Raw genomic sequence first — 19,503 nt, 5'->3', positions numbered from 1 at the left:
AAACGGGGCAGATGACAAAGCCGGGCGACGTTCAACGCGCCCGGCTTTTTTATTTAGCCCTGCTCACCCATCATCTGCTTCACCAGTTCAACACAGCGCAGGAAGCGCGCGTCGTAATCCGGTTCTTCCACGTGAACGTACTCAATATTGTTTTCATGGAGCATCTCTTCCAGCATGGTCTGGAACTCTTTTCTGTCCACCGAACTGCCGAGACTGCGTAGGCCATCGGCCACCCACGGGGTATTATTTTCCAGCAGGATAACCAGATCAAAACGGTATTCGTCAATCAGCGCCTGCACGAACGGATGCTCGCGGCCTTCGTACTTTTTACAGAACGCCTGAGTGGTGACAAAATCGGTATCGATGAACGCCACTTTATTGGCGTACTTGACTGCAAAATCAATGTACTGCGCGTGGCCGAGGGCGATTTTGTCATAATCAGAATATTGCAGCGCCATTTCGTCCCCGCCGAGATGGGAGAAGACATAATCGCGGCCATATTCCCAGGCGCTGGTGGTGTTGAAGATGTTGGCGAGCTTGTTGACCAGCGTTGATTTGCCGCTCGATTCGCCGCCTAAAATCGCCACCGTCCGCACGAAGAACGGTTTAACTTCCGTCGGGATGTATTCCCAGTAGCGGGACGGGTTTTCACGGATTTGCGAGCCGCTGATGTTCATAAACGTCCGCTGCGGATCGATAAGCACCGTCTCGGTGCCTAAGTGCTCGCGGAACTGCGGGGCGTCGGCTTCTTCCGAAGTGTAAATGGTGTTGGGCTGAATGCCCTTCTCTTCCATAAACGCCTTCACCCCGTTGCTCCACACGTCCCAGCCGTGCGGATACGGCTCCATGCCCTCTTCGTTAAAGGCATGAATACGAATATTTTTTTGGTATTTAAAGGTTTGCAACAGCCAGCGCAGACGGTCAGACACCGTCGGCTGTTGCGACATGGCACTATCTTCGAACAGGGCGCGATCGCGCGTTTCGTCATAGCCCATAATGATGTGCAGCTCGTCAACCTGGCTGACGGCACGCTGAATCAGATAAATATGCCCGGTGTGCAGCGGATAGAACTTACCAAACACCACGCCGATGTTTTTCTGTTGGCGCGGAAACTCTAGCCCCAGAAAGCGGTGCAGCGCTTCCAGCTTCTGCGCACTGGGGCTTTTGATTTTGGCATTCAGCAACTGGCTAAGGTAGCCTTTGGTCATTCCGCTGGCATCCGCCACCTGCTGCAAAGTGCAGCCCTTCTGGCGAATTGCGGTTTTGATGTAGTCAAATGACGACATGAATGCCTCCTGCAATTGAGTAATGCTTTGTATTATAAGTCGTCAAAGACATTTAGAGCGTCAGAAAGCTTCTTAACGCCAAAGACTTTCATTCCTTCAGGGATTTTTTTGGGAACGTTGGCCGCAGGCACGATGGCGCGGCGGAAACCGTGTTTCGCCGCTTCGGAGATACGTTCCTGACCGCTTGGCACCGGGCGAATTTCCCCGGACAGGCCAACCTCACCAAACACCACCAGATCCTGCGGCAACGGCCTGTCGCGCAGGCTGGAGACCATCGCCATCAGCAGCGCCAGGTCGGCGCTGGTTTCGGTAACTTTCACCCCGCCGACCACGTTGACGAACACGTCCTGGTCGAACATCTGCAACCCGCCGTGGCGATGCAATACCGCCAGCAGAATTGACAGACGGTTTTGCTCCAGCCCCACCGCGACACGACGCGGGTTGCCCATCATCGACTGATCGACCAGCGCCTGGATCTCGACCAGCAGCGGGCGCGTGCCTTCCCAGACCACCATCACCGAACTGCCGGACGTCACTTCATCACCACGGCTTAAGAAAATCGCCGACGGGTTGCTGACTTCACGCAGGCCCTGTTCGGTCATGGCGAAAACGCCGAGTTCATTAACCGCGCCGAAGCGGTTTTTATGGCTACGCAGAGTGCGGAAACGGGAATCGGCATCGCCATCCAGCAGTACCGAACAGTCGATACAGTGCTCGAGCACTTTCGGGCCTGCCAGCGAGCCATCTTTGGTGACGTGACCGACCATCACGATCGCCACGCCGCGCGTTTTGGCGAAGCGCGTCAGATAGGCCGCGCTCTCACGCACCTGCGCCACGCTGCCCGGCGACGACTGAACGTCCGCCATGTGCATCACCTGGATGGAGTCAATCACCATCAGCTTCGGCTGCTCTTCATCGGCAATCTGGCAAATCTGCTCAATGCTGGTTTCTGACAGCATGTTGAGATTCGAAGCGGGCAAACCGAGGCGATGCGCGCGCATTGCCACCTGCTGTAATGACTCTTCCCCGGTCACGTACAGGGTTTTCATCTGCTCGCTAAGCTTGCACAGCGTTTGCAGCAGCAGCGTGGATTTCCCCGCCCCCGGGTTGCCACCAATCAGGATGGCACTGCCCGGCACCACACCGCCGCCGAGGACACGGTCAAATTCTTTAAATCCGGTGGAGAAACGCGGCAGCTCTTCCAGGCTGATGTCAGACAGCTTCTGGACTTTCGACGCGCCGGAGCTGCCCGCATAACCGCTCAGACGTTCGTTGCGCGCAACGGTGGGCGAAGCGGCAATGCGCATCTCAGTAATCGTGTTCCAGGCATGACAGGCGCTGCACTGTCCCTGCCAACGCGGATAATCCGCGCCACACTCGTTACAGACAAATGCGCGTTTGGGTGCTTTCGCCACGTTGACCTCTTATTTTTGATTCAGGCTGCCGGAGAGTATGCAGAACACGCCCATCAGGTCAGCGTGACGGATGGTGATTTCCGTCTGCTCGTTAACTTTCGGTTTGGCATGATAGGCGATGCCCAGGCCCGCCGCCTTGATCATCGGCAGGTCGTTGGCACCATCGCCAATCGCGACGGTTTGTGCCGCCGGGATTTCGTAAGTTTCCGCCAGGCTTTTCAGGGTGTTGGCTTTGTATTGTGCATCGACGATATCGCCTATCACATTGCCGGTCAGCACGCCGTCGCGGATTTCCAGTTCGTTGGCAACCGCCGCCGTCAGACGGAGTTTGTCCCGCAGATAATCGGCAAAGAAAGTGAAGCCACCGGAGGCAATCGCCACTTTCCAGCCGAGCGTTTCCAGCTTCAGCACCAGCGACGCGAGGCCCGGCATCAGCGGCAATGAGTCACGTACCTGACGAAGAATATCGGCATCCGCTCCTTTCAGGGTGCCGACACGCTGGCGTAGGCTGGCGGTGAAATCAAGCTCGCCGCGCATCGCACGTTCGGTGACTTCGGACACCTGTTCGCCGGTGCCCGCCAGCTTGGCGATTTCATCGATGCATTCAATCTGAATCGCGGTCGAATCCATATCCATCACCAGCAATCCCGGGGTGCGCAGATGCGGGATTTTCCCCAGCGGTGCCACGTCCAGCCCGTCATCATGTGCCAGACGCGTCGCGCGCGGCGTGAGCGAGCCTGCCAGGCGGATAACCTGGTAATCTTCAACGCACCAAGCGGCGACAATCACCATCGCCGCGCCCAGTTTGTGCTGGTAATCGGTCAGACGCTGCTTGTCGAGACGACGGCCGTAAAGCAGCCAGCCGCTGCGCCCGGCATGATAGTCCAGAGGCATGACCTCATCGCCGCTTAAGGACAGCGGCAGTCCAGGCCACAAAGAGACATCATCGGGCAGGTCGCACCAGGTCAAACTGTTCGGCATTACGGCTCCACTCATTAAGATTCAGCCAGGGAAAATAACGCATGAGGCTACCCTGTATCCGCCGCTTCTGGCAACATTAAGCTGCAAATTTTCAAAGGTGGAATATGGTTCGCGCAAAAATCAAATTTCGGCTGCATCGCGCCGTGATCGTTCTTATCTGTCTCGCCCTGCTGGTCGCCCTGATGCAAGGGGCGTCGTGGTTCAGTCAAAGCCACCAGCGCCTGCGGGATCCGCAGATGGAGGAACTGGCACGCTCGCTGGCCCATCAGGTTACGCTGAACCTTGCGCCATTAATGCGCTCAGAGACACCTGATGAGAAAAAAATTAATCAGCTGCTGGTTCAGTTGACCACCAACAGCCGCCTGCTGGATGCCAGCGTGTATGACGAACAGGGCGACCTGGTGACCCACGCCGGTGAACGCGTTAACGTCCGCGACCGTTTGGCGCTCGACGGTAAAAAAGCCGGGGGCTATTTTAATCAGCAGATCGTCGAACCTATTCAGGGCAAGAATGAACCGCTCGGCTACCTGCGCCTGACGCTCGATACCCATACGCTACCGACGGAAGCCAAACAGGTCGATAACACCACCAACATTTTGCGCCTGATGCTCCTGCTTTCGCTGGCGATCGGTGTGGTACTGACCCGCACACTGTTGCAGGGAAAACGCACCCGTTGGCAGCAGTCGCCGTTCTTACTCACCGCCAGCAAGTCCGTGCCGGAAGAAGATGACGGCGAAAAGAACGATAATAATTAAGGAAAGGAAATCTGCCATGTCGACCCTGCGTCTGCTTATCTCTGATTCATACGATCCATGGTTTAACCTGGCGGTTGAAGAGTGTATTTTCCGCCAAATGCCCGCTACCCAGCGGGTGCTGTTCCTGTGGCGTAACGCCGATACGGTGGTAATTGGCCGGGCGCAAAACCCGTGGAAAGAGTGCAACACCCGGCGTATGGAAGAAGACAACGTGCGCCTGGCGCGTCGCAGCAGCGGCGGCGGCGCGGTGTTCCATGACCTTGGTAATACCTGTTTTACCTTTATGGCAGGGAAGCCGGAGTACGACAAAACCATTTCTACCGCTATCGTGCTCAATGCGCTGAATGCGCTAGGGATTGACGCTGACGCCTCCGGGCGCAACGACCTGGTGGTGAAAACCCCCGAGGGCGATCGCAAAGTCTCCGGCTCAGCCTATCGCGAAACCATGGATCGCGGCTTTCACCACGGTACATTGCTGCTGAATGCCGACCTCAGCCGCCTGGCCAACTACCTGAATCCCGACAAGAAAAAGCTCCAGGCGAAAGGCATTACCTCCGTGCGGGGTCGGGTGGCCAACCTGACAGAGCTGCTGCCAGGTATTACCCATCAACAGATTTGCGACGCGGTGACCGAAGCCTTTTTCGCCCATTATGGCGAGCGGGTGGCGGCGGAAATCATCTCTCCGGATAAGGCCCCCGACCTGCCTAACTTCGCAGAAACCTTTGCCCGGCAAAGCAGTTGGGAGTGGAATTTCGGTCAGGCTCCGGCCTTCTCCCACCTGCTGGATGAGCGCTTTACCTGGGGCGGCGTTGAGCTGCATTTTGACGTTGAAAAAGGGCGAATTACCCGCACGCAGGTCTTTACCGACAGCCTCAATCCCGCGCCGCTTGAAGCGCTAGCCGCACGTTTACAGGGCTGCCTGTATCGCGCCGATGTACTGCAACAGGCGTGTGATGCACTGGTAGTGGATTTCCCGGAACAGGAAAAAGAGCTGCGAGAATTGTCGGCGTGGATTGCAAAGGCGTTGAGATAACGAAAAGATAGGCCGGGCAAGGCGAAGCCGCCACCCGGCACAAACGATATTACTCTTTATCGCCCAGCAGAACGGATTCCAGCGCGATTTTAATCATGTCGTTAAAGGTGGTCTGGCGCTCAGCAGCAGTGGTCTGCTCATGAGTACGGATATGGTCAGACACGGTGCAGATGGTCAGGGCTTTGGCACCGAACTCCGCCGCAACGCCGTAGATACCGGCGGCTTCCATTTCGACGCCCAGAATGCCGTATTTTTCCATCACGTCGAACATTTCGCCGCCGTCTGGAGAATAGAACAGGTCAGCAGAGAAGATGTTGCCGACGCGCGCATCAACGCCCAGCGCTTTCGCCGCATCAACCGCGTTACGCACCATGCCGAAGTCAGCGATCGCCGCAAAGTCGTGATCTTTGAAACGCATACGGTTCACTTTGGAATCGGTGCAGGCACCCATGCCGATAACTACGTCGCGCAGTTTTACGTCCATGCGCACAGCGCCGCAGGAACCCACACGAATGATTTTCTTCACGCCGAAATCGGTGATCAGCTCTTTGGTGTAGATGGAGCAGGACGGGATGCCCATGCCGTGGCCCATGACGGAAATTTTACGGCCCTTATAGGTTCCGGTAAAACCCAGCATGCCGCGCACGTTGTTCACTTCGCGCACATCTTCGAGGAACGTTTCAGCGATATGCTTCGCACGCAGGGGATCGCCCGGCATCAGTACGACGTCTGCGAAATCACCCATCTCGGCGTTAATGTGTGGAGTTGCCATCTTTCTATCCTTTTTATGTTTATTATCCGGGTAGCGAACCCGGTATACAAAACCGTAGGCCCGGCAAGCTGTGCGCCGCCGGGCAATCCCATTACAGCATGTTTTTGCCGTATTCCATTGGTGACGTCCCGAAATAGGTCGCCAGGGTCTGACCGATGTCCGCGAAGGTTTCGCGATGACCAAGCGAGCCCGCTTTCACTTTCGGACCATACACCAGCACCGGAATGTGTTCACGGGTGTGATCGGTCCCGGTCCAGGTTGGGTCGCAGCCGTGGTCAGCGGTGAGGATGATGATGTCATCTTCACCCACCAGCTCAAGCAGCTCAGGCAGACGGCGGTCAAACAGTTCCAGACCCGCAGCATAACCGGCGACATCGCGACGGTGGCCCCACGAGGAGTCGAAATCAACGAAGTTCGTGAAGACAATGGTCTTATCGCCCGCTTCTTTCATCTCTTTGATGGTGGCATCAAACAGCGCGTCCAGACCGGTAGCTTTCACTTTTTTGGTGATGCCGCAGTTGGCGTAGATATCCGCGATTTTACCGACGGACACGACGTGGCCGTCTTTCTCATCAACCAGTTTCTGCAACACGGTTGGCGCTGGCGGTTCAACGGCCAGATCGTGACGGTTGCCGGTACGTTCGAAGTTACCCGCTTTATCGCCCACGAATGGACGCGCAATTACGCGACCAATGTTGTAGCCGCCTTCGGTCAGCTCTTCACGCGCAATTTCGCACAGCTCATACAGCTTATCGAGGCCGTAGGTTTCTTCGTGACAGGCAATCTGGAACACGGAATCCGCGGAGGTGTAGAAAATCGGTTTACCGGTTTTCATATGCTCTTCGCCCAGCTCGTCCAGAATCACGGTTCCGGAAGAGTGACAGTTACCGAGGTAGCCCGGCAGATTGGCACGTTTCACCAGTTTATCGAGCAGCTCCTGCGGGAAGCTGTTGTGATGTTCAGGGAAGTAACCCCAGTCAAACAGCACAGGCACACCGGCGATTTCCCAGTGGCCAGACGGGGTGTCTTTCCCCGAAGAAAGCTCATGCGCCCAAGCGTATGCGCCAGTCACTTCGGCGTTGCCGTCCATACCTGCGGCAACCTTACCGGTAGAGCCTTCGTGGGCTTTCACCAGACCCAGACGGGTCAGGTTCGGCAGGTTCAGCGGGCCCTTACGGCCTTTATCTGCTTCACCTTTCGCACAGGCCTCTGCGATATGGCCCATGGTGTCGGCACCAACATCACCAAAACGTTCTGCGTCTTCGGTGGCACCGATCCCAAAAGAGTCCAGCACCATAATAAATGCACGTTTCATATCTTCTCCGTACGTTTTGCGCTGCAAAAAAGCGATCAGATCAGTATACCGCTATTGCGTGATTCGACGATAGACCGTTGGTGTTTCTTTCGGTGCGACGTCGTCCAGTTTAATTGCCGCTTTCACCGCTTTCGCGGCTTCTTGCCAGCTCGCTTCGTCTTTGGCGTGGATGACGGCCAGCGGACGCTGTCCGTCAATGCTGTCGCCCAGACGGGCCATGTCGGTGAAGCCGACGCTGTAATCCAACGCATCAGAAGCCTGACGACGTCCGCCGCCCATCGACACCACCGCCATGCCTAATGCGCGGGTGTCCATCATGGAGACAAAGCCTTCGGTATCGGCATAGACCGCTTTGCTGAGCATCGCCGTTGGCAGGTATTTCGCGTAGTTCTCAACGAAATCGGTCGGGCCTTTTTGCGCCGCAACCATACGACCGAAGATCTCCGCGGCTTTACCGCTGTCCAGCCCCGCCTGCAGTTTGGCGCGGGCATCGGCTTCGTCTTTCGCCAGACGGCCGGAAATGAGCATTTCCACGCACAGCGCCATGGTCACCTCGAACAGACGCGGGTTACGGTATTCACCGGTCAGGAACTGTACGGCTTCGCGGACTTCAACCGCATTCCCGGCGCTGGACGCCAGCACCTGGTTCATGTCGGTCAGCAGGGCGGTGGTTCGTACGCCTGCGCCGTTAGACACGCCAACAATGGCCTCGGCCAGTGCCGCTGAGAGTTCATAGGTCGGCATAAATGCGCCGCTGCCCACTTTTACGTCCATGACCAGCGCGTCCAGCCCTTCAGCCAGTTTCTTCGCCAGAATCGAAGCGGTGATCAGCGGAATAGAATCGACGGTGGCAGTGATGTCGCGCGTGGCGTAAAAACGTTTGTCCGCTGGCGCGAGGGAGCTGGTCTGCCCGATGATCGCCACGCCAACGTCTTTAATAATTTCGCGGAAACGGTTGTCGTCCGGGAAGATATCGAACCCCGGGATCGCTTCCAGTTTGTCGAGTGTCCCGCCGGTATGCCCCAGGCCACGCCCGGAGATCATCGGAATGTATCCGCCGCAGGCCGCCACCATTGGGCCAAGCATCAGCGAGGTCACATCACCCACGCCGCCAGTGGAGTGCTTATCCACAATCGGGCCATTCAGATTAAGGCTTTTCCAGTCGAGTACCGTGCCTGAATCCCGCATCGCCATGGTCAGCGAGACACGCTCCTCAATAGCCATATCGTGGAAGAAAATGGTCATCGCCAGGGCGGCAATCTGCCCTTCCGACACGGTGTTATCACGAATACCATTGATGAAGAAACGGATCTCTTCGTCACTCAGCGCGTGACCATCGCGTTTTTTACGAATAATTTCTTGTGCGAGAAACACGGTAACCCCCATGAGGAATCGGGTTGAATGCGGCGGTTAACCCACCGCGAAGAAATATTACTCTACATAATTCGAGTTGCAGGAAGGCGGCAAGGGATCGAATCCCCAGAAGCTTACAGGAGTAAGTGACTGGGGTGAGAGAGTGCAGCCAACGCACCTGCGGCTCAAAGTATGACGAGTAATCAGTAGCTGCTGGCGCTCTTGCCGTCGCCATGGCCCAGGGCTTTCAGCAGGCTCGCGAGCAGGCTGGATGCGCCGAAACGGTAGTGACGGGCGTCAGCCCAGTCGGCACCGAACAGATCATCGGCAATCGCCAGGAAGGTTTGTGCATCTTCCGCAGTACGTACGCCGCCCGCTGGCTTAAAGCCGACGGTTTTTTCAACGCCCATATCACGAATAACTTCCATCATGATCCGTGCGCTTTCCGGGGTGGCATTCACTGGCACTTTACCGGTAGAGGTTTTGATGAAATCAGCCCCGGCGTTGATAGAGATTTCAGATGCTTTACGAATAAGCCGCTCTTCTTTCAGCTCGCCGGTTTCGATGATCACTTTCAGCAGCACGTTCGCGGCGGCGCAGGCGTCTTTACACGCTTTCACCAGATCAAAACCGACCTGCTCGTTACCGGCGATCAGCGCGCGATACGGGAAGACTACGTCCACTTCATCTGCACCGTAAGCGATAGCCGCCCGGGTTTCCGCCAGCGCGATATCGATGTCATCGTTGCCGTGCGGGAAGTTGGTAACGGTGGCGATACGCACATCCGGCGTGCCCTGTGCATTCAGGGTTTTACGCGCGATAGGGATGAAACGTGGATAAATGCAGATTGCCGCGGTATTGCCCACCGGGGTTTTCGCCTGGTGGCACAGGGCAATGACTTTCGCATCGGTGTCATCATCGTTCAGGGTGGTCAGGTCCATTAATTTTAACGCGCGCAGGCTGCTTGCAGTTAAATCGGTCATGTTATCTCCGGTGTTTAATTTTACCTTGCGGGTCTGTGACTATTTTAACACCGACCCACGGTTACACTTCGATCCTCATCACAGTTAATGAAACGCGTATGCAAATTTGCATGACTGTAATGAGAGCTCTATCACTCTTTAAAGCGTCAGTGTGGGAGGTTGGATCAAAAGTCCCGCTGGCGCTTTTCTCTACACTGTCCTCATCGTCAACGCGTCTGAGGAACTTCTATGTCTGACTCTTTTGAGCAACGTTGCCAGAATATTGTGACAAGCAAAACGCTAAGCCCCGAGCAAAAACGTCACTTCCTGGCCCTTGAAGCAGAAAACGCTTTACCCTATCCCGACCTGCCAGCGGATGCCCAGGCGGCGCTGAATGACGGCGTTATCTGCGACATGTTTGAAGGCCATGCGCCGTTCAAACCGCGTTACGTCCTACCGGACTACGCCCGCTTCCTCGCCAATGGATCGCAATGGCTGGAGCTTGAAGGGGCGAAAGACCTGGATGACGCGCTGTCGTTACTCACTATTCTCTATCATCACGTGCCTTCGGTGACCTCGATGCCGGTTTACCTTGGGCACCTGGATACGATCCTTTCGCCTTATGTTAAAATTCTAACACAAGAAGAAATCGATATCCGCATAAAACGTTTCTGGCGCTATCTCGACCGCACCCTGCCGGATGCGTTTACCCATGTCAATATCGGCCCGGAAGATACGCCGGTGACGCGCGCCATTTTACGGGCCGATGCTGAGTTAAAGCAGGTTGCGCCGAACCTGACCTTTATCTACGACCCGGAAATTACGCCGGATGATTTACTGCTTGAGGTCAGCAAAAACATCTGCGAATGCAGTAAACCGCACATCGCCAACGGCCCTGTAAATGATAAAATTTTCACAAAAGGACAGTATGGGGTGGTCAGTTGTTACAACTCACTGCCGCTGGCGGGCGGCGGCAGCACCCTTGTTCGCCTCAATCTGAAAGAAATCGCGCTGCGTAGCGCATCGACGGAAGACTTCCTTTCCCGCGTCCTGCCGCACTATTGCCAGCAGCAGACCAGCATCATTGATGCTCGCTGTGCGTTCCTCTATCAACAATCGCACTTCTTTGAGAATAGCTTCCTGGTAGCCGAAGGGTTGATTGATCCGCAGCGATTTACGCCGATGTTTGGTATGTACGGCCTTGCCGAGGCGGTGAATGTGCTGTGTGAAAAAGCGGGCAGCCCGGCGCGCTATGGTCAGCATGATGAAGCCAATGAGCTCGGCTGGCGCATCAGTGCGCAGCTGGCAGCGTTTGTAGAAAATACGCCAGTGAAGTATGGCTGGAAGCAGCGCGCACTGCTGCATGCACAGTCGGGTATCAGTTCCGATAGCGGCACCACGCCGGGGGCACGCATTCCTTATGGCAGCGAGCCGGATCCGGTCAGCCACCTGCTGACCGTCGCCCCGCATCACGCCTTTTATCCTGCCGGGATCAGCGACATTCTGACCCTGGACGAAACCATCAAACGCAATCCACAGGCGGTTATGCAGCTGTGCCTGGGTGCGTTTAACGCCGGAATGCGTGAGTTTTCGGCTAACGTCAGCGGCAACGATTTGGTTCGTGTCACCGGCTATATGGTGCGCTTATCCGAGCTGGAAAAATTCCGCGCGGAAGGCTCGCGCACCAATACCACGTGGCTGGGCGAAGAAGCCGCGCGCAACACCCGCATTCTGGAACGACAGCCGAGAGTCATCAGCCATGAGCAGCAGATGCGCTTTAGTCAGTAATATCATTCCGTTCTCCTGCGTCGACGGCCCTGGCAGCCGTCTGACGCTGTTTTTACAGGGCTGCAATCTGCGTTGTAAAAACTGCCACAACCCGTGGACTATCGGGCACTGTAACGACTGCGGCGAGTGCGTCTCGTCCTGTCCGCACGGCGCGCTTTCAGTGCTAAACGGGCAGGTTATCTGGCAGGAAGCGGTGTGTCAGCAGTGCGATACCTGCCTGAAACTCTGCCCCCAGCAGGCTACGCCGATGACGCGGACGCTGACGGTCGACGAGGTGCTACAGCAGGTAACGCGCGCCGCGCCGTTTATCGAAGGCATTACCGTCAGCGGCGGGGAAGCTACCACCCAGCTACCGTTTATCGTTGAATTGTTCAGCCAGCTTAACGCCACGCCTGCCCTGAAGCATCTGACCTGTCTGGTCGACAGCAACGGCGAGCTGGGTATTAACGGCTGGGAGAAGTTACGGCCCGTCTGTGATGGGGTGATGGTGGATTTGAAAGCGTGGGATGACGAGGTGCATCTGGCGCTCACCGGGCGGAGCAACGCGCGAATCAAAGCGAGTATTCGCTGGCTGGCGGAGAAGCGAATGCTGGCGGAGTTACGCCTGCTGGTGATTCCAGGGCAAACGGATTATTTGCAGGCCATTGGGCCGCTGAGTGAATTTATTCGTTCATTAGGGGATGTGCCGCTGAGGCTGAACGCCTTTCATGCGCACGGCGTATACGGGGAAGCGCAAACCTGGCGCAGCGCCGGTGCGCAGGACGTGGAGCCACTGGCACAGGCGCTGAACGACCGGGGAATATCAGAGATTATCCTCCCGGCGCTTTATTTGTAGATCAGAGCGCGAGGAATACCCCGGCAATGGTGGCGCTCATCAGGTTCGAGAGCGTCCCGGCCGCCACGGCTTTCAGGCCCAGCTGGGCGATGTCCTGGCGACGGGTTGGTGCCAGGCTGCCCAGACCACCAATCAGGATTGCAATCGACGACAGGTTGGCAAAACCGCACAGGGCAAACGAGATAATGGCTTTGGTGTGGTCAGAAATCACTTGTAAGCCAGCCGCCGCGACCACGGCATCGTCCTTCAGATATTCGCCGAAGTTCATGTAGGCCACGAACTCGTTGATGATCAGCTTCTGGCCGATGAATGACCCAGCCACCGTTGCCTCACTCCACGGCACGCCAATGACCCACGCCAGCGGGGAGAATACCCAGCCGAGGATCAGCTGCATCGACAGCTGCGGATAGTCAAACCAGCCGCCAATCCCGGAGAGAATGCCGTTCAGCAGTGCAATCAGCGCCACGAAGGCCAGCAACATTGCCCCGACGTTCAGCGCCAGCTGCATCCCGGACGCCGCACCCGATGCGGCAGCATCCAGCACGTTAGACGGACGGTCAGCATCCGGCATCTGAGCTTCCAGCTCCGGTGAATCATTCGGGATTTCGGTTTCCGGCAGCATGATTTTCGCGAACAGCAGACCACCCGGTGCGGCCATGAAGGACGCGGCAATCAGGTATTCCAGCGGAACGCCCATCTGCGCATAACCCGCCAGTACAGAACCGGCCACCGACGCCAGGCCACCACACATCACCGCAAACAACTCAGAGCGGGTCATGGTCGCAATGTACGGGCGCACCACCAGCGGCGCTTCGGTTTGACCGACGAAAATATTCGCAGTAGCCGACAGCGATTCGGTACGAGAGGTTTTCAGCAAGGCCCGCAGACCGCCGCCCAGAATACGGATCACGAACTGCATGATACCGAGGTAATAGAGCACCGCAATCAGCGAGGAGAAGAAGACGATGACCGGCAGCACGCGCAGGGCAAAGATAAAGCCACCGCCGCCAAAGAGTTCGAACATTTTATCGGAAACCAGGCCACCGAACAGAAAGCCGATCCCTTCGTTGCCATAGGCGATAACGTTTGCGACGCCCTCGGACATCGCCAGCAGCACTTTGCGGCCAGCAGGAACATAAAGGATCAGCGCCCCGATGGCGACCTGAATCATCCATGCGCCAAGCACGGTACGCAGGTTGATGGCACGGCGGTTACTGGAAAGCAGCACGGCGATGGCAATCAGTACCACCATGCCGATCAGTCCCATGAGGATTTGCATACAGAGTCCCTGTGTATTGAAAGTCAAAAGGTGAAAGGGGGATAAATCCCATTCGAGCGGGCCGATTATAACGATCCGTGACTATTCTGTGCGTCTGGCTCACACAATTCCGGCAATTATATGAATCGAATGCTAAAGAATGAGATCTACGTCACTTACAGGGAGGCTAATTATGAGGTTAAGAATAATTTTTGGGTGTTATAAGCTAACGTATCAGCAATTTCAGCAGGCGATTCGGAACGCAGTTCGCACAAGGATTCGAAAACACGGGCCGCCTGTTCAGGACGGTTAGGTTGTCCCTGAAAACCGTTCAGCGGCATATCAGGCGCATCCGTTTCCAGCAGTAAGGCTGAGAGCGGTAAGCGTGCCATGACATCGCGGGTTTTGCTTGCCCGTGGATAGGTAATGGTCCCGCCGACGCCAATTTTATAACCGAGCTGAATGAATCGCTCCGCCTGTTGCAGGCTCCCGGCAAAACCATGAACCACCCCGGTGCGCGGCAGATTATGCCGTTTGAGGTGCTGCGCCAATATGTCATGCGTCCGACGTGAATGCAGGATCACCGGCAGATCGTAACGTTTGGCGAGTTTGAGTTGTTCATCAAGCAACGCCTGTTGTTGGTCGAACTGCGGATCCTCTCGATAGAGATCGAGCCCTATCTCCCCTACCGCCACCAGTTTCTTAGGCTTGCGCGCCAGCAGGGCCGCGAGCTGTGCCAGGCTGTGTTCATTATGCTTTTCAATCACAATCGGATGCAGGCCCAGGGCGGCATACAGCGGGGAATGCGCGGCAGCCAGTGCCAGCACAAGCTCAAAGCGTGAAGCGTCGATCGCCGGGATAATTATTCTGGTCACCCCCGCCTGCGCCGCGCGCGTCAGACTGTTTTCAAGGTCATCCACAAACGGCGGAAAATCAAAATGGCAGTGGGTGTCGGTGAAGTGATAACTCACGCCAGTCCCTCGTTATCAAAGTTGGCATCATTGGCCTGAGGCGCATCGACCAGCGTTGCGCTATGCACATCGTTGGCGACCACCGCAGGCGGCACGACCAACGGGGCAGGCATCGCCACCCGGGTTTTGTAACGGTGCAGCGGCGGCTTCTCTGCCAACATTTTACCCATCGTCGCCAGGAAGTAACGTCCGCACTGGCGGCCAACGTTGTAGTCTTCCAGTAACGCAGGTAGGCGGCTACCCAGCGCCATGCTTTTCAACGGCTTAGGTGGATAAATCTCAAGGATCCGCACTTTCCCCGGCGGTTTTTCGATGTATTGCTGAATGGCGTGGTAGGTCTTCTCATGATGCTGAACCAGATTCACAAACGGTTGCAGACTGCTTTCCCCCAGCCAGCGCTCCATACGCTTAAACCACTGTGGGGTGTAATACATCTGCGACGGCACAGTGCGGATCACCACAATAGTGTTGCCGCCGCGTTTGACCGCTTCCTGAACCGGAATGGCGTCACTCACGCCGCCGTCCAGCCAGTTAAATCCATCGAGCGTCACGCCCGGACGATAAAAACCCGGGATCGCGCTGGAGGCACGGATTTGATCCATCCAGGTGTCACGCGTCGGTGAGAAATAGCCAGGGGAGTAGTCGTCGGCACGAGAGGCACACATATAGAACGCTTTGCCGACGTCAAATTCACGGGCCGCAATGTCCATCGCCAGCGGCATTTTGCTCGCCGTCGACTCCACCAGCCAGTCCAGATCGATAAGGTTTCCACCGCGCACGAAGCGCATCGGATCGAAAAATTCGCGGGAAGTGGTGTAGCGGGTAATGACTTTTCGGGCATAGCCCGGCTGATTACAGACATACGCCGACAGGTTTTGCGCCCCGGCAGAGGTGCCGAAATAGAGATCAAAGGGGTTAAATCGTGCGCGCATGAACTCGTCCAGCACCCCTGCTGTGAAAATACCGCGTTGACCCCCACCTTCGCACACCAGCGCAAGCTTGCCTGGTAGAAAGGGGTTGGCCGCGAGTGGCGCTATATTGCCAAGCGTTACCGGAATTCGCTGTCCCACACTGCTTCCCGTTTTTTATGATTCTTCTGTTAGTTCACCATAGCGCAGATAAGGATTCTCTTAAACTGATAAAGCCAGTCCGAAGACTGGCTTTTGTTACGAAAATTTAACGTCTTCAGTCGACGTCGCTACGGACGCCTGCGTCCCATGAACAGACTCACCAGGAACAGGATGATACCGACGATAAAGACAATTTTTGCTGCGCCCGCTGCCGTACCGGCCAGACCACCGAAGCCCAGAGCGGCGGCAATTAACGCGATTACCAGAAATATAATGCCCCAACGAAACATACGATTCTCCTTTACCATAGTGAATGTCGACCGCTTTGATGAACGCTCAGGCACTCAAAACGACAGACTGGTCTCCCCGGCAACGCCGGGGAAAAATGTTAAAACTTCTTTATTTAACTTTAAGGTCGTTCTTCACACTTTTTACGCCATCAACCGCTTTGGTGATGCTCTCGGCACGATCGCTCTGCGCCTGGGACTCAACTGTCCCGGAAAGCTGCACCACACCGTCGGTGGTTTCCACTTTCACATTACGTGACGGGACGATGTCGTCAGCCAGTAGTTTGGCTTTAATCTCGCTGGTGGTTGCGGTATCACCCGCGTAGCCCTTCATGTCCTGTGACTTGCTGTCGCGTACATGGAGCTTATCGCTAACCGAGGACACACCTTCTACGCTTTTCGCGACTTTAACCGCGGCTTCAGCCTGGTCCTGGCTTTCAACGAAGCCGCTCAAGGTGACCACTTTGTCATCGGTTTTTACTGAAATATCGGTGCTCTTAATTGAATCATGATCGACCAGAGCCGCTTTCACTTTTGCCGTGATGCTGCTGTCATCCATAAAGTTGCCGACTTTGTTCATGGAGCTGTCGACTTTCTGTCCGGCGCTGTCGGCAGCGGATTGTGTTTTATCCATGGTCGTTTCTGCCAGAGCAGAACCACTCATCAGGGCAGTACCCAGCATCATCGCCAGCAGCGTTTTGGACATCTTTTGGGTTGTCATCATCTCGATTCCTGTAGTTTGCTCAGAATTTGAGCTCAGGCGATCTTCATGATCGCATTGCTGTAGGGGTGAACATCACCACAATCTCACAGTTATTAATATCGCGAATGGCAAATCTGCTGGTTTATCGCGCCGATAAACACGCATTGATTAGCGGTTTAAGCCAGCAAACTTGTCATCACTTTGTTAAATATAGCCAACAATTTTGAACGCGCTCGGCCAAACGGCTAAAAAGTAGTCTTTTACAGCGAAAACGGCTTCAATTAAGAACTTTCTGCAAGGGAATCAACAGGGAGGGAAAATGACAGAGCACGGCGTGGGCCGTGCTCTGGAGGGGATTAGTGTTCGCGGGTCTTGCGGAACTGGACGTCAGGGTAACGTTCCTGGGTCAGGTTGAGGTTAACCATGGTTGGGGCGATGTACGTCAGGTTATCGCCGCCATCCAGCGCCAGCTGAACTTCGTTCTTACGCTTGAACTCTTCGAACTTCTTCACGTCATTGCTTTCAACCCAGCGGGCGGTCGCGACGTTCACCGATTCATAAATCGCTTCGACGTTGTACTCACTCTTCAGACGCGCAACCACCACGTCGAACTGCAGCACACCCACCGCGCCGACGATCAGGTCGTTGTTGGCAATCGGACGGAAGACCTGCACCGCGCCCTCTTCCGACAGCTGAACCAGCCCTTTGAGCAACTGCTTCTGCTTCAACGGATCCTTGAGGCGAATACGACGGAACAGCTCAGGGGCAAAGTTAGGAATGCCGGTGAACTTCATCATTTCGCCCTGGGTGAAGGTGTCGCCAATCTGGATAGTGCCGTGGTTATGCAGACCGATGATGTCGCCCGGGAACGCTTCTTCAACGTGCGAACGATCGCCCGCCATGAAGGTCAGCGCGTCGGAAATCACCACGTCTTTACCGGTACGCACCTGGCGCAGCTTCATGCCTTTTTCATATTTGCCGGACACCACACGCATGAATGCCACGCGGTCACGGTGTTTCGGGTCCATGTTGGCCTGAATTTTAAACACGAAGCCGCTGAACTTCTCTTCTTTGGCTTCCACTTCACGGGTGTCGGTTTTACGCGGCATCGGCGCTGGAGCCCATTCCACCAGACCGTCGAGCATGTGGTCGACGCCGAAGTTACCCAGCGCGGTCCCGAAGAAGACCGGGGTGATTTCCCCGGCGAGGAACAGCTCCTGGTCGAACTCGTGCGATGCGCCCTGCACCAGCTCCAGCTCGTCACGCAGCTGGGCCGCGAGATCTTCACCCACGGCGGTATCCAGTTCCGGGTTGTTCAGCCCCTTCACAATGCGGACATCCTGAATGGTGTGGCCTTTACCGGTCTGATACAGGTAGGTTTCATCTTTATAGAGATGATAAACGCCTTTGAACAGCTTACCGCAGCCGATAGGCCAGGTGATTGGCGCACAGGCAATTTTCAGCTCGCTCTCGACTTCATCCAGCACTTCCATGGGATCGCGGATGTCACGGTCAAGTTTGTTCATGAAGGTCAGGATCGGCGTGTCGCGCAGACGGGTGACTTCCATCAGCTTGCGCGTCCGATCCTCGACGCCTTTCGCGGCATCGATAACCATCAGACAGCAGTCGACGGCGGTCAGGGTACGATAGGTATCTTCAGAGAAGTCTTCGTGACCCGGGGTGTCCAGCAGGTTTACCAGGCAGTCGTGATACGGGAACTGCATTACCGAGGTAGTAATGGAAATCCCACGCTGTTTTTCCATCTCCATCCAGTCAGATTTTGCATGCTGGCTTGAGCCACGGCCTTTAACGGTACCGGCAGTCTGGATAGCCTGCCCAAACAACAACACCTTTTCAGTGATGGTCGTTTTACCGGCATCCGGGTGCGAGATGATGGCAAAAGTGCGGCGTTTCGCCACCTCTTGCAGATAAGGAGACAACGTCATAGTCAGTTCTTCTTAAGTAAACGCGACCGCAGGCCGCGCATGTTGAATACGAAAAATGCGGCTATTTTACCCGTAAGCCGGGGACTGACAATCAATGTTTACACAGGAGTTGCTCCAGCTCGGCAAGTGATGTCACAGTCCAGGTCGGCGTAAGATCCGCAGGCAGCGTTTGCTGGTGCGCATTCAGCCAGCAGGTCGAGAGCCCGGCATTGACGCCACCGCGAATGTCCGACTCGGCGGTATCGCCGACCATCAGTACCCGCGAGCGACTCGGATTGCCCGCCTGATCCAGCGCATAATCGAAAATACGCGGATCCGGTTTGGCGACGCCGACTTCTTCAGAAATAATCACTAAATCAAAGTGTTCACGCAGACCCGTACGCTCAAGGCGAATCTGTTGCAGGGAGGTAAAGCCGTTGGTGATGATCCCCATCTTCACTTTTCCCTGCAGCGAATTGAGCAGTGAAACGGCCCCCGGCAGCGGGGCGCAAATCTCCGCCATCGCGTTCATAAAGGCATTGTTCAGTTCACCGGCGTTCACGTTCAGACGCGCCGCCCAGCTTTCGAAACGCTGATGCTGAAGCTGTAACGAGGAGATAGCCCCGTTCTGGTAATCAACCCACAGCGGCTTGTTAACCGCCTGATAGTCCTGGAAATCTTCAGCGGTGAAGGTCACGCTATAATCAAGAAACATCCGCTGTAAGCCACTGAACGAATCGAAGGTAAACAGCGTTTCGTCGGCATCAAAGAAAATCCAGTCCCACATCTTCATC

At 55.8% G+C, this 19,503-nt stretch carries 18 protein-coding genes; 4 read left to right on the top strand and 14 right to left on the bottom strand.

From position 1 onward, the window contains the following. Window positions 1-53: 53 nt before the first annotated feature. The 3 genes from nadR to serB are packed head-to-tail and all read right to left on the bottom strand — an operon-like array spanning window position 54 to window position 3,682. Window positions 54-1,286 (bottom strand): multifunctional transcriptional regulator/nicotinamide-nucleotide adenylyltransferase/ribosylnicotinamide kinase NadR, encoded by a 1,233-nt coding sequence (nadR, locus tag SIK69_RS00950; protein ID WP_319628277.1) that lies wholly within the window; start codon window positions 1,284-1,286, stop codon window positions 54-56. Between the two features lie 32 nt (window positions 1,287-1,318). After that, a complete protein-coding gene (gene radA, locus SIK69_RS00945) occupies window positions 1,319-2,701 on the bottom strand; it encodes a DNA repair protein RadA (RefSeq protein WP_319628278.1) in 1,383 nt (460 codons plus the stop codon). A 9-nt stretch (window positions 2,702-2,710) separates the two neighbouring features. After that, window positions 2,711-3,682: a phosphoserine phosphatase gene (gene serB, locus SIK69_RS00940; protein ID WP_319628279.1), complete on the bottom strand. Its 972-nt coding sequence runs from the start codon at window positions 3,680-3,682 to the stop codon at window positions 2,711-2,713. Window positions 3,683-3,786: 104 nt separating this feature from the next. Here serB and SIK69_RS00935 point away from each other — a divergent pair, with 104 nt between their 5' ends. Then, window positions 3,787-4,437 carry a YtjB family periplasmic protein gene (locus SIK69_RS00935; RefSeq protein ID WP_319628280.1) on the top strand — a complete coding sequence of 217 codons (651 nt, stop codon included), beginning with the start codon at window positions 3,787-3,789 and terminating at the stop codon, window positions 4,435-4,437. 16 nt (window positions 4,438-4,453) lie between these two features. Continuing rightward, window positions 4,454-5,470: a lipoate--protein ligase gene (lplA, locus tag SIK69_RS00930; protein ID WP_319785195.1), complete on the top strand. Its 1,017-nt coding sequence runs from the start codon at window positions 4,454-4,456 to the stop codon at window positions 5,468-5,470. Between the two features lie 49 nt (window positions 5,471-5,519). On the opposite strand, the gene deoD is transcribed toward lplA, so the two are convergent. The 4 genes from deoD to deoC form a co-directional block, all read right to left on the bottom strand. Beyond that, a complete protein-coding gene (gene deoD, locus SIK69_RS00925; protein ID WP_095280675.1) occupies window positions 5,520-6,242 on the bottom strand; it encodes a purine-nucleoside phosphorylase in 723 nt (240 codons plus the stop codon). A 91-nt stretch (window positions 6,243-6,333) separates the two neighbouring features. Further along, the gene (deoB, locus tag SIK69_RS00920; RefSeq protein WP_319628282.1) at window positions 6,334-7,557 is read right to left on the bottom strand and encodes a phosphopentomutase; all 1,224 of its coding nucleotides are present in this window, start codon (window positions 7,555-7,557) and stop codon (window positions 6,334-6,336) included. A gap of 51 nt (window positions 7,558-7,608) precedes the next feature. Beyond that, on the bottom strand, window positions 7,609-8,931 hold the full coding sequence (gene deoA, locus SIK69_RS00915) for a thymidine phosphorylase (protein WP_319628283.1): 1,323 nt from the start codon (window positions 8,929-8,931) through the stop codon (window positions 7,609-7,611). A 182-nt stretch (window positions 8,932-9,113) separates the two neighbouring features. After that, a complete protein-coding gene (deoC, locus tag SIK69_RS00910) occupies window positions 9,114-9,893 on the bottom strand; it encodes a deoxyribose-phosphate aldolase (RefSeq protein WP_319785194.1) in 780 nt (259 codons plus the stop codon). Window positions 9,894-10,121: 228 nt separating this feature from the next. Between deoC and SIK69_RS00905 the strand changes: the two genes are divergently transcribed. Then, window positions 10,122-11,660 (top strand): YjjI family glycine radical enzyme, encoded by a 1,539-nt coding sequence (locus SIK69_RS00905; protein WP_319785193.1) that lies wholly within the window; start codon window positions 10,122-10,124, stop codon window positions 11,658-11,660. Next, window positions 11,632-12,495: a YjjW family glycine radical enzyme activase gene (locus tag SIK69_RS00900; protein ID WP_319628286.1), complete on the top strand. Its 864-nt coding sequence runs from the start codon at window positions 11,632-11,634 to the stop codon at window positions 12,493-12,495. Before SIK69_RS00905 ends, SIK69_RS00900 begins: the two co-directional genes overlap by 29 nt. A 1-nt stretch (window position 12,496) precedes the next feature. Here the strand turns inward: SIK69_RS00900 and SIK69_RS00895 are convergent, their stop codons facing one another. From SIK69_RS00895 to yjjG, 7 genes are all read right to left on the bottom strand, one after another. Then, the gene (locus tag SIK69_RS00895) at window positions 12,497-13,774 is read right to left on the bottom strand and encodes a NupC/NupG family nucleoside CNT transporter (protein WP_319785192.1); all 1,278 of its coding nucleotides are present in this window, start codon (window positions 13,772-13,774) and stop codon (window positions 12,497-12,499) included. A gap of 170 nt (window positions 13,775-13,944) precedes the next feature. After that, entirely contained in the window at window positions 13,945-14,724 is a 780-nt protein-coding gene (locus SIK69_RS00890) for a TatD family hydrolase (RefSeq protein WP_319785191.1), read from the bottom strand. After that, window positions 14,721-15,794 (bottom strand): patatin-like phospholipase family protein, encoded by a 1,074-nt coding sequence (locus SIK69_RS00885; protein ID WP_319785190.1) that lies wholly within the window; start codon window positions 15,792-15,794, stop codon window positions 14,721-14,723. Before SIK69_RS00885 ends, SIK69_RS00890 begins: the two co-directional genes overlap by 4 nt. Window positions 15,795-15,922: 128 nt before the next feature. Continuing rightward, complete coding sequence (locus SIK69_RS00880) at window positions 15,923-16,084, bottom strand: DUF1328 domain-containing protein (RefSeq protein ID WP_007373037.1); 162 nt, start codon at window positions 16,082-16,084, stop codon at window positions 15,923-15,925. Between the two features lie 109 nt (window positions 16,085-16,193). Next, window positions 16,194-16,805 carry a molecular chaperone OsmY gene (gene osmY, locus SIK69_RS00875; protein ID WP_319628290.1) on the bottom strand — a complete coding sequence of 204 codons (612 nt, stop codon included), beginning with the start codon at window positions 16,803-16,805 and terminating at the stop codon, window positions 16,194-16,196. A 335-nt stretch (window positions 16,806-17,140) separates the two neighbouring features. Further along, window positions 17,141-18,730 (bottom strand): peptide chain release factor 3, encoded by a 1,590-nt coding sequence (gene prfC / locus SIK69_RS00870; RefSeq protein ID WP_319628291.1) that lies wholly within the window; start codon window positions 18,728-18,730, stop codon window positions 17,141-17,143. A 91-nt stretch (window positions 18,731-18,821) separates the two neighbouring features. After that, on the bottom strand, window positions 18,822-19,496 hold the full coding sequence (gene yjjG / locus SIK69_RS00865; protein ID WP_374941353.1) for a pyrimidine 5'-nucleotidase: 675 nt from the start codon (window positions 19,494-19,496) through the stop codon (window positions 18,822-18,824). Window positions 19,497-19,503: the final 7 nt, after the last annotated feature.

This window comes from Scandinavium lactucae (genome assembly GCF_033843265.1).
Lineage (GTDB): Bacteria > Pseudomonadota > Gammaproteobacteria > Enterobacterales > Enterobacteriaceae > Scandinavium > Scandinavium lactucae.
Note: the sequence above shows the minus strand (reverse complement) of the source record. Positions and strands in the feature narration are given on the sequence as shown.

Excerpts from the sequence above, each read along its gene's own strand:
- nadR (WP_319628277.1), bottom strand. The coding sequence starts at position 1,286 with ATGTCGTCATTTGACTACATCAAAACCGCAATTCGCCAGAAGGGCTGC.
- serB (WP_319628279.1), bottom strand. The coding sequence starts at position 3,682 with ATGCCGAACAGTTTGACCTGGTGCGACCTGCCCGATGATGTCTCTTTG.
- SIK69_RS00935 (WP_319628280.1), top strand. The coding sequence starts at position 3,787 with ATGGTTCGCGCAAAAATCAAATTTCGGCTGCATCGCGCCGTGATCGTT.
- lplA (WP_319785195.1), top strand. The coding sequence starts at position 4,454 with ATGTCGACCCTGCGTCTGCTTATCTCTGATTCATACGATCCATGGTTT.
- deoD (WP_095280675.1), bottom strand. The coding sequence starts at position 6,242 with ATGGCAACTCCACACATTAACGCCGAGATGGGTGATTTCGCAGACGTC.
- deoB (WP_319628282.1), bottom strand. The coding sequence starts at position 7,557 with ATGAAACGTGCATTTATTATGGTGCTGGACTCTTTTGGGATCGGTGCC.
- deoC (WP_319785194.1), bottom strand. The coding sequence starts at position 9,893 with ATGACCGATTTAACTGCAAGCAGCCTGCGCGCGTTAAAATTAATGGAC.
- SIK69_RS00905 (WP_319785193.1), top strand. The coding sequence starts at position 10,122 with ATGTCTGACTCTTTTGAGCAACGTTGCCAGAATATTGTGACAAGCAAA.
- SIK69_RS00900 (WP_319628286.1), top strand. The coding sequence starts at position 11,632 with ATGAGCAGCAGATGCGCTTTAGTCAGTAATATCATTCCGTTCTCCTGC.
- SIK69_RS00895 (WP_319785192.1), bottom strand. The coding sequence starts at position 13,774 with ATGCAAATCCTCATGGGACTGATCGGCATGGTGGTACTGATTGCCATC.
- SIK69_RS00880 (WP_007373037.1), bottom strand. The coding sequence starts at position 16,084 with ATGTTTCGTTGGGGCATTATATTTCTGGTAATCGCGTTAATTGCCGCC.
- osmY (WP_319628290.1), bottom strand. The coding sequence starts at position 16,805 with ATGATGACAACCCAAAAGATGTCCAAAACGCTGCTGGCGATGATGCTG.
- prfC (WP_319628291.1), bottom strand. The coding sequence starts at position 18,730 with ATGACGTTGTCTCCTTATCTGCAAGAGGTGGCGAAACGCCGCACTTTT.
- yjjG (WP_374941353.1), bottom strand. The coding sequence starts at position 19,496 with ATGTGGGACTGGATTTTCTTTGATGCCGACGAAACGCTGTTTACCTTC.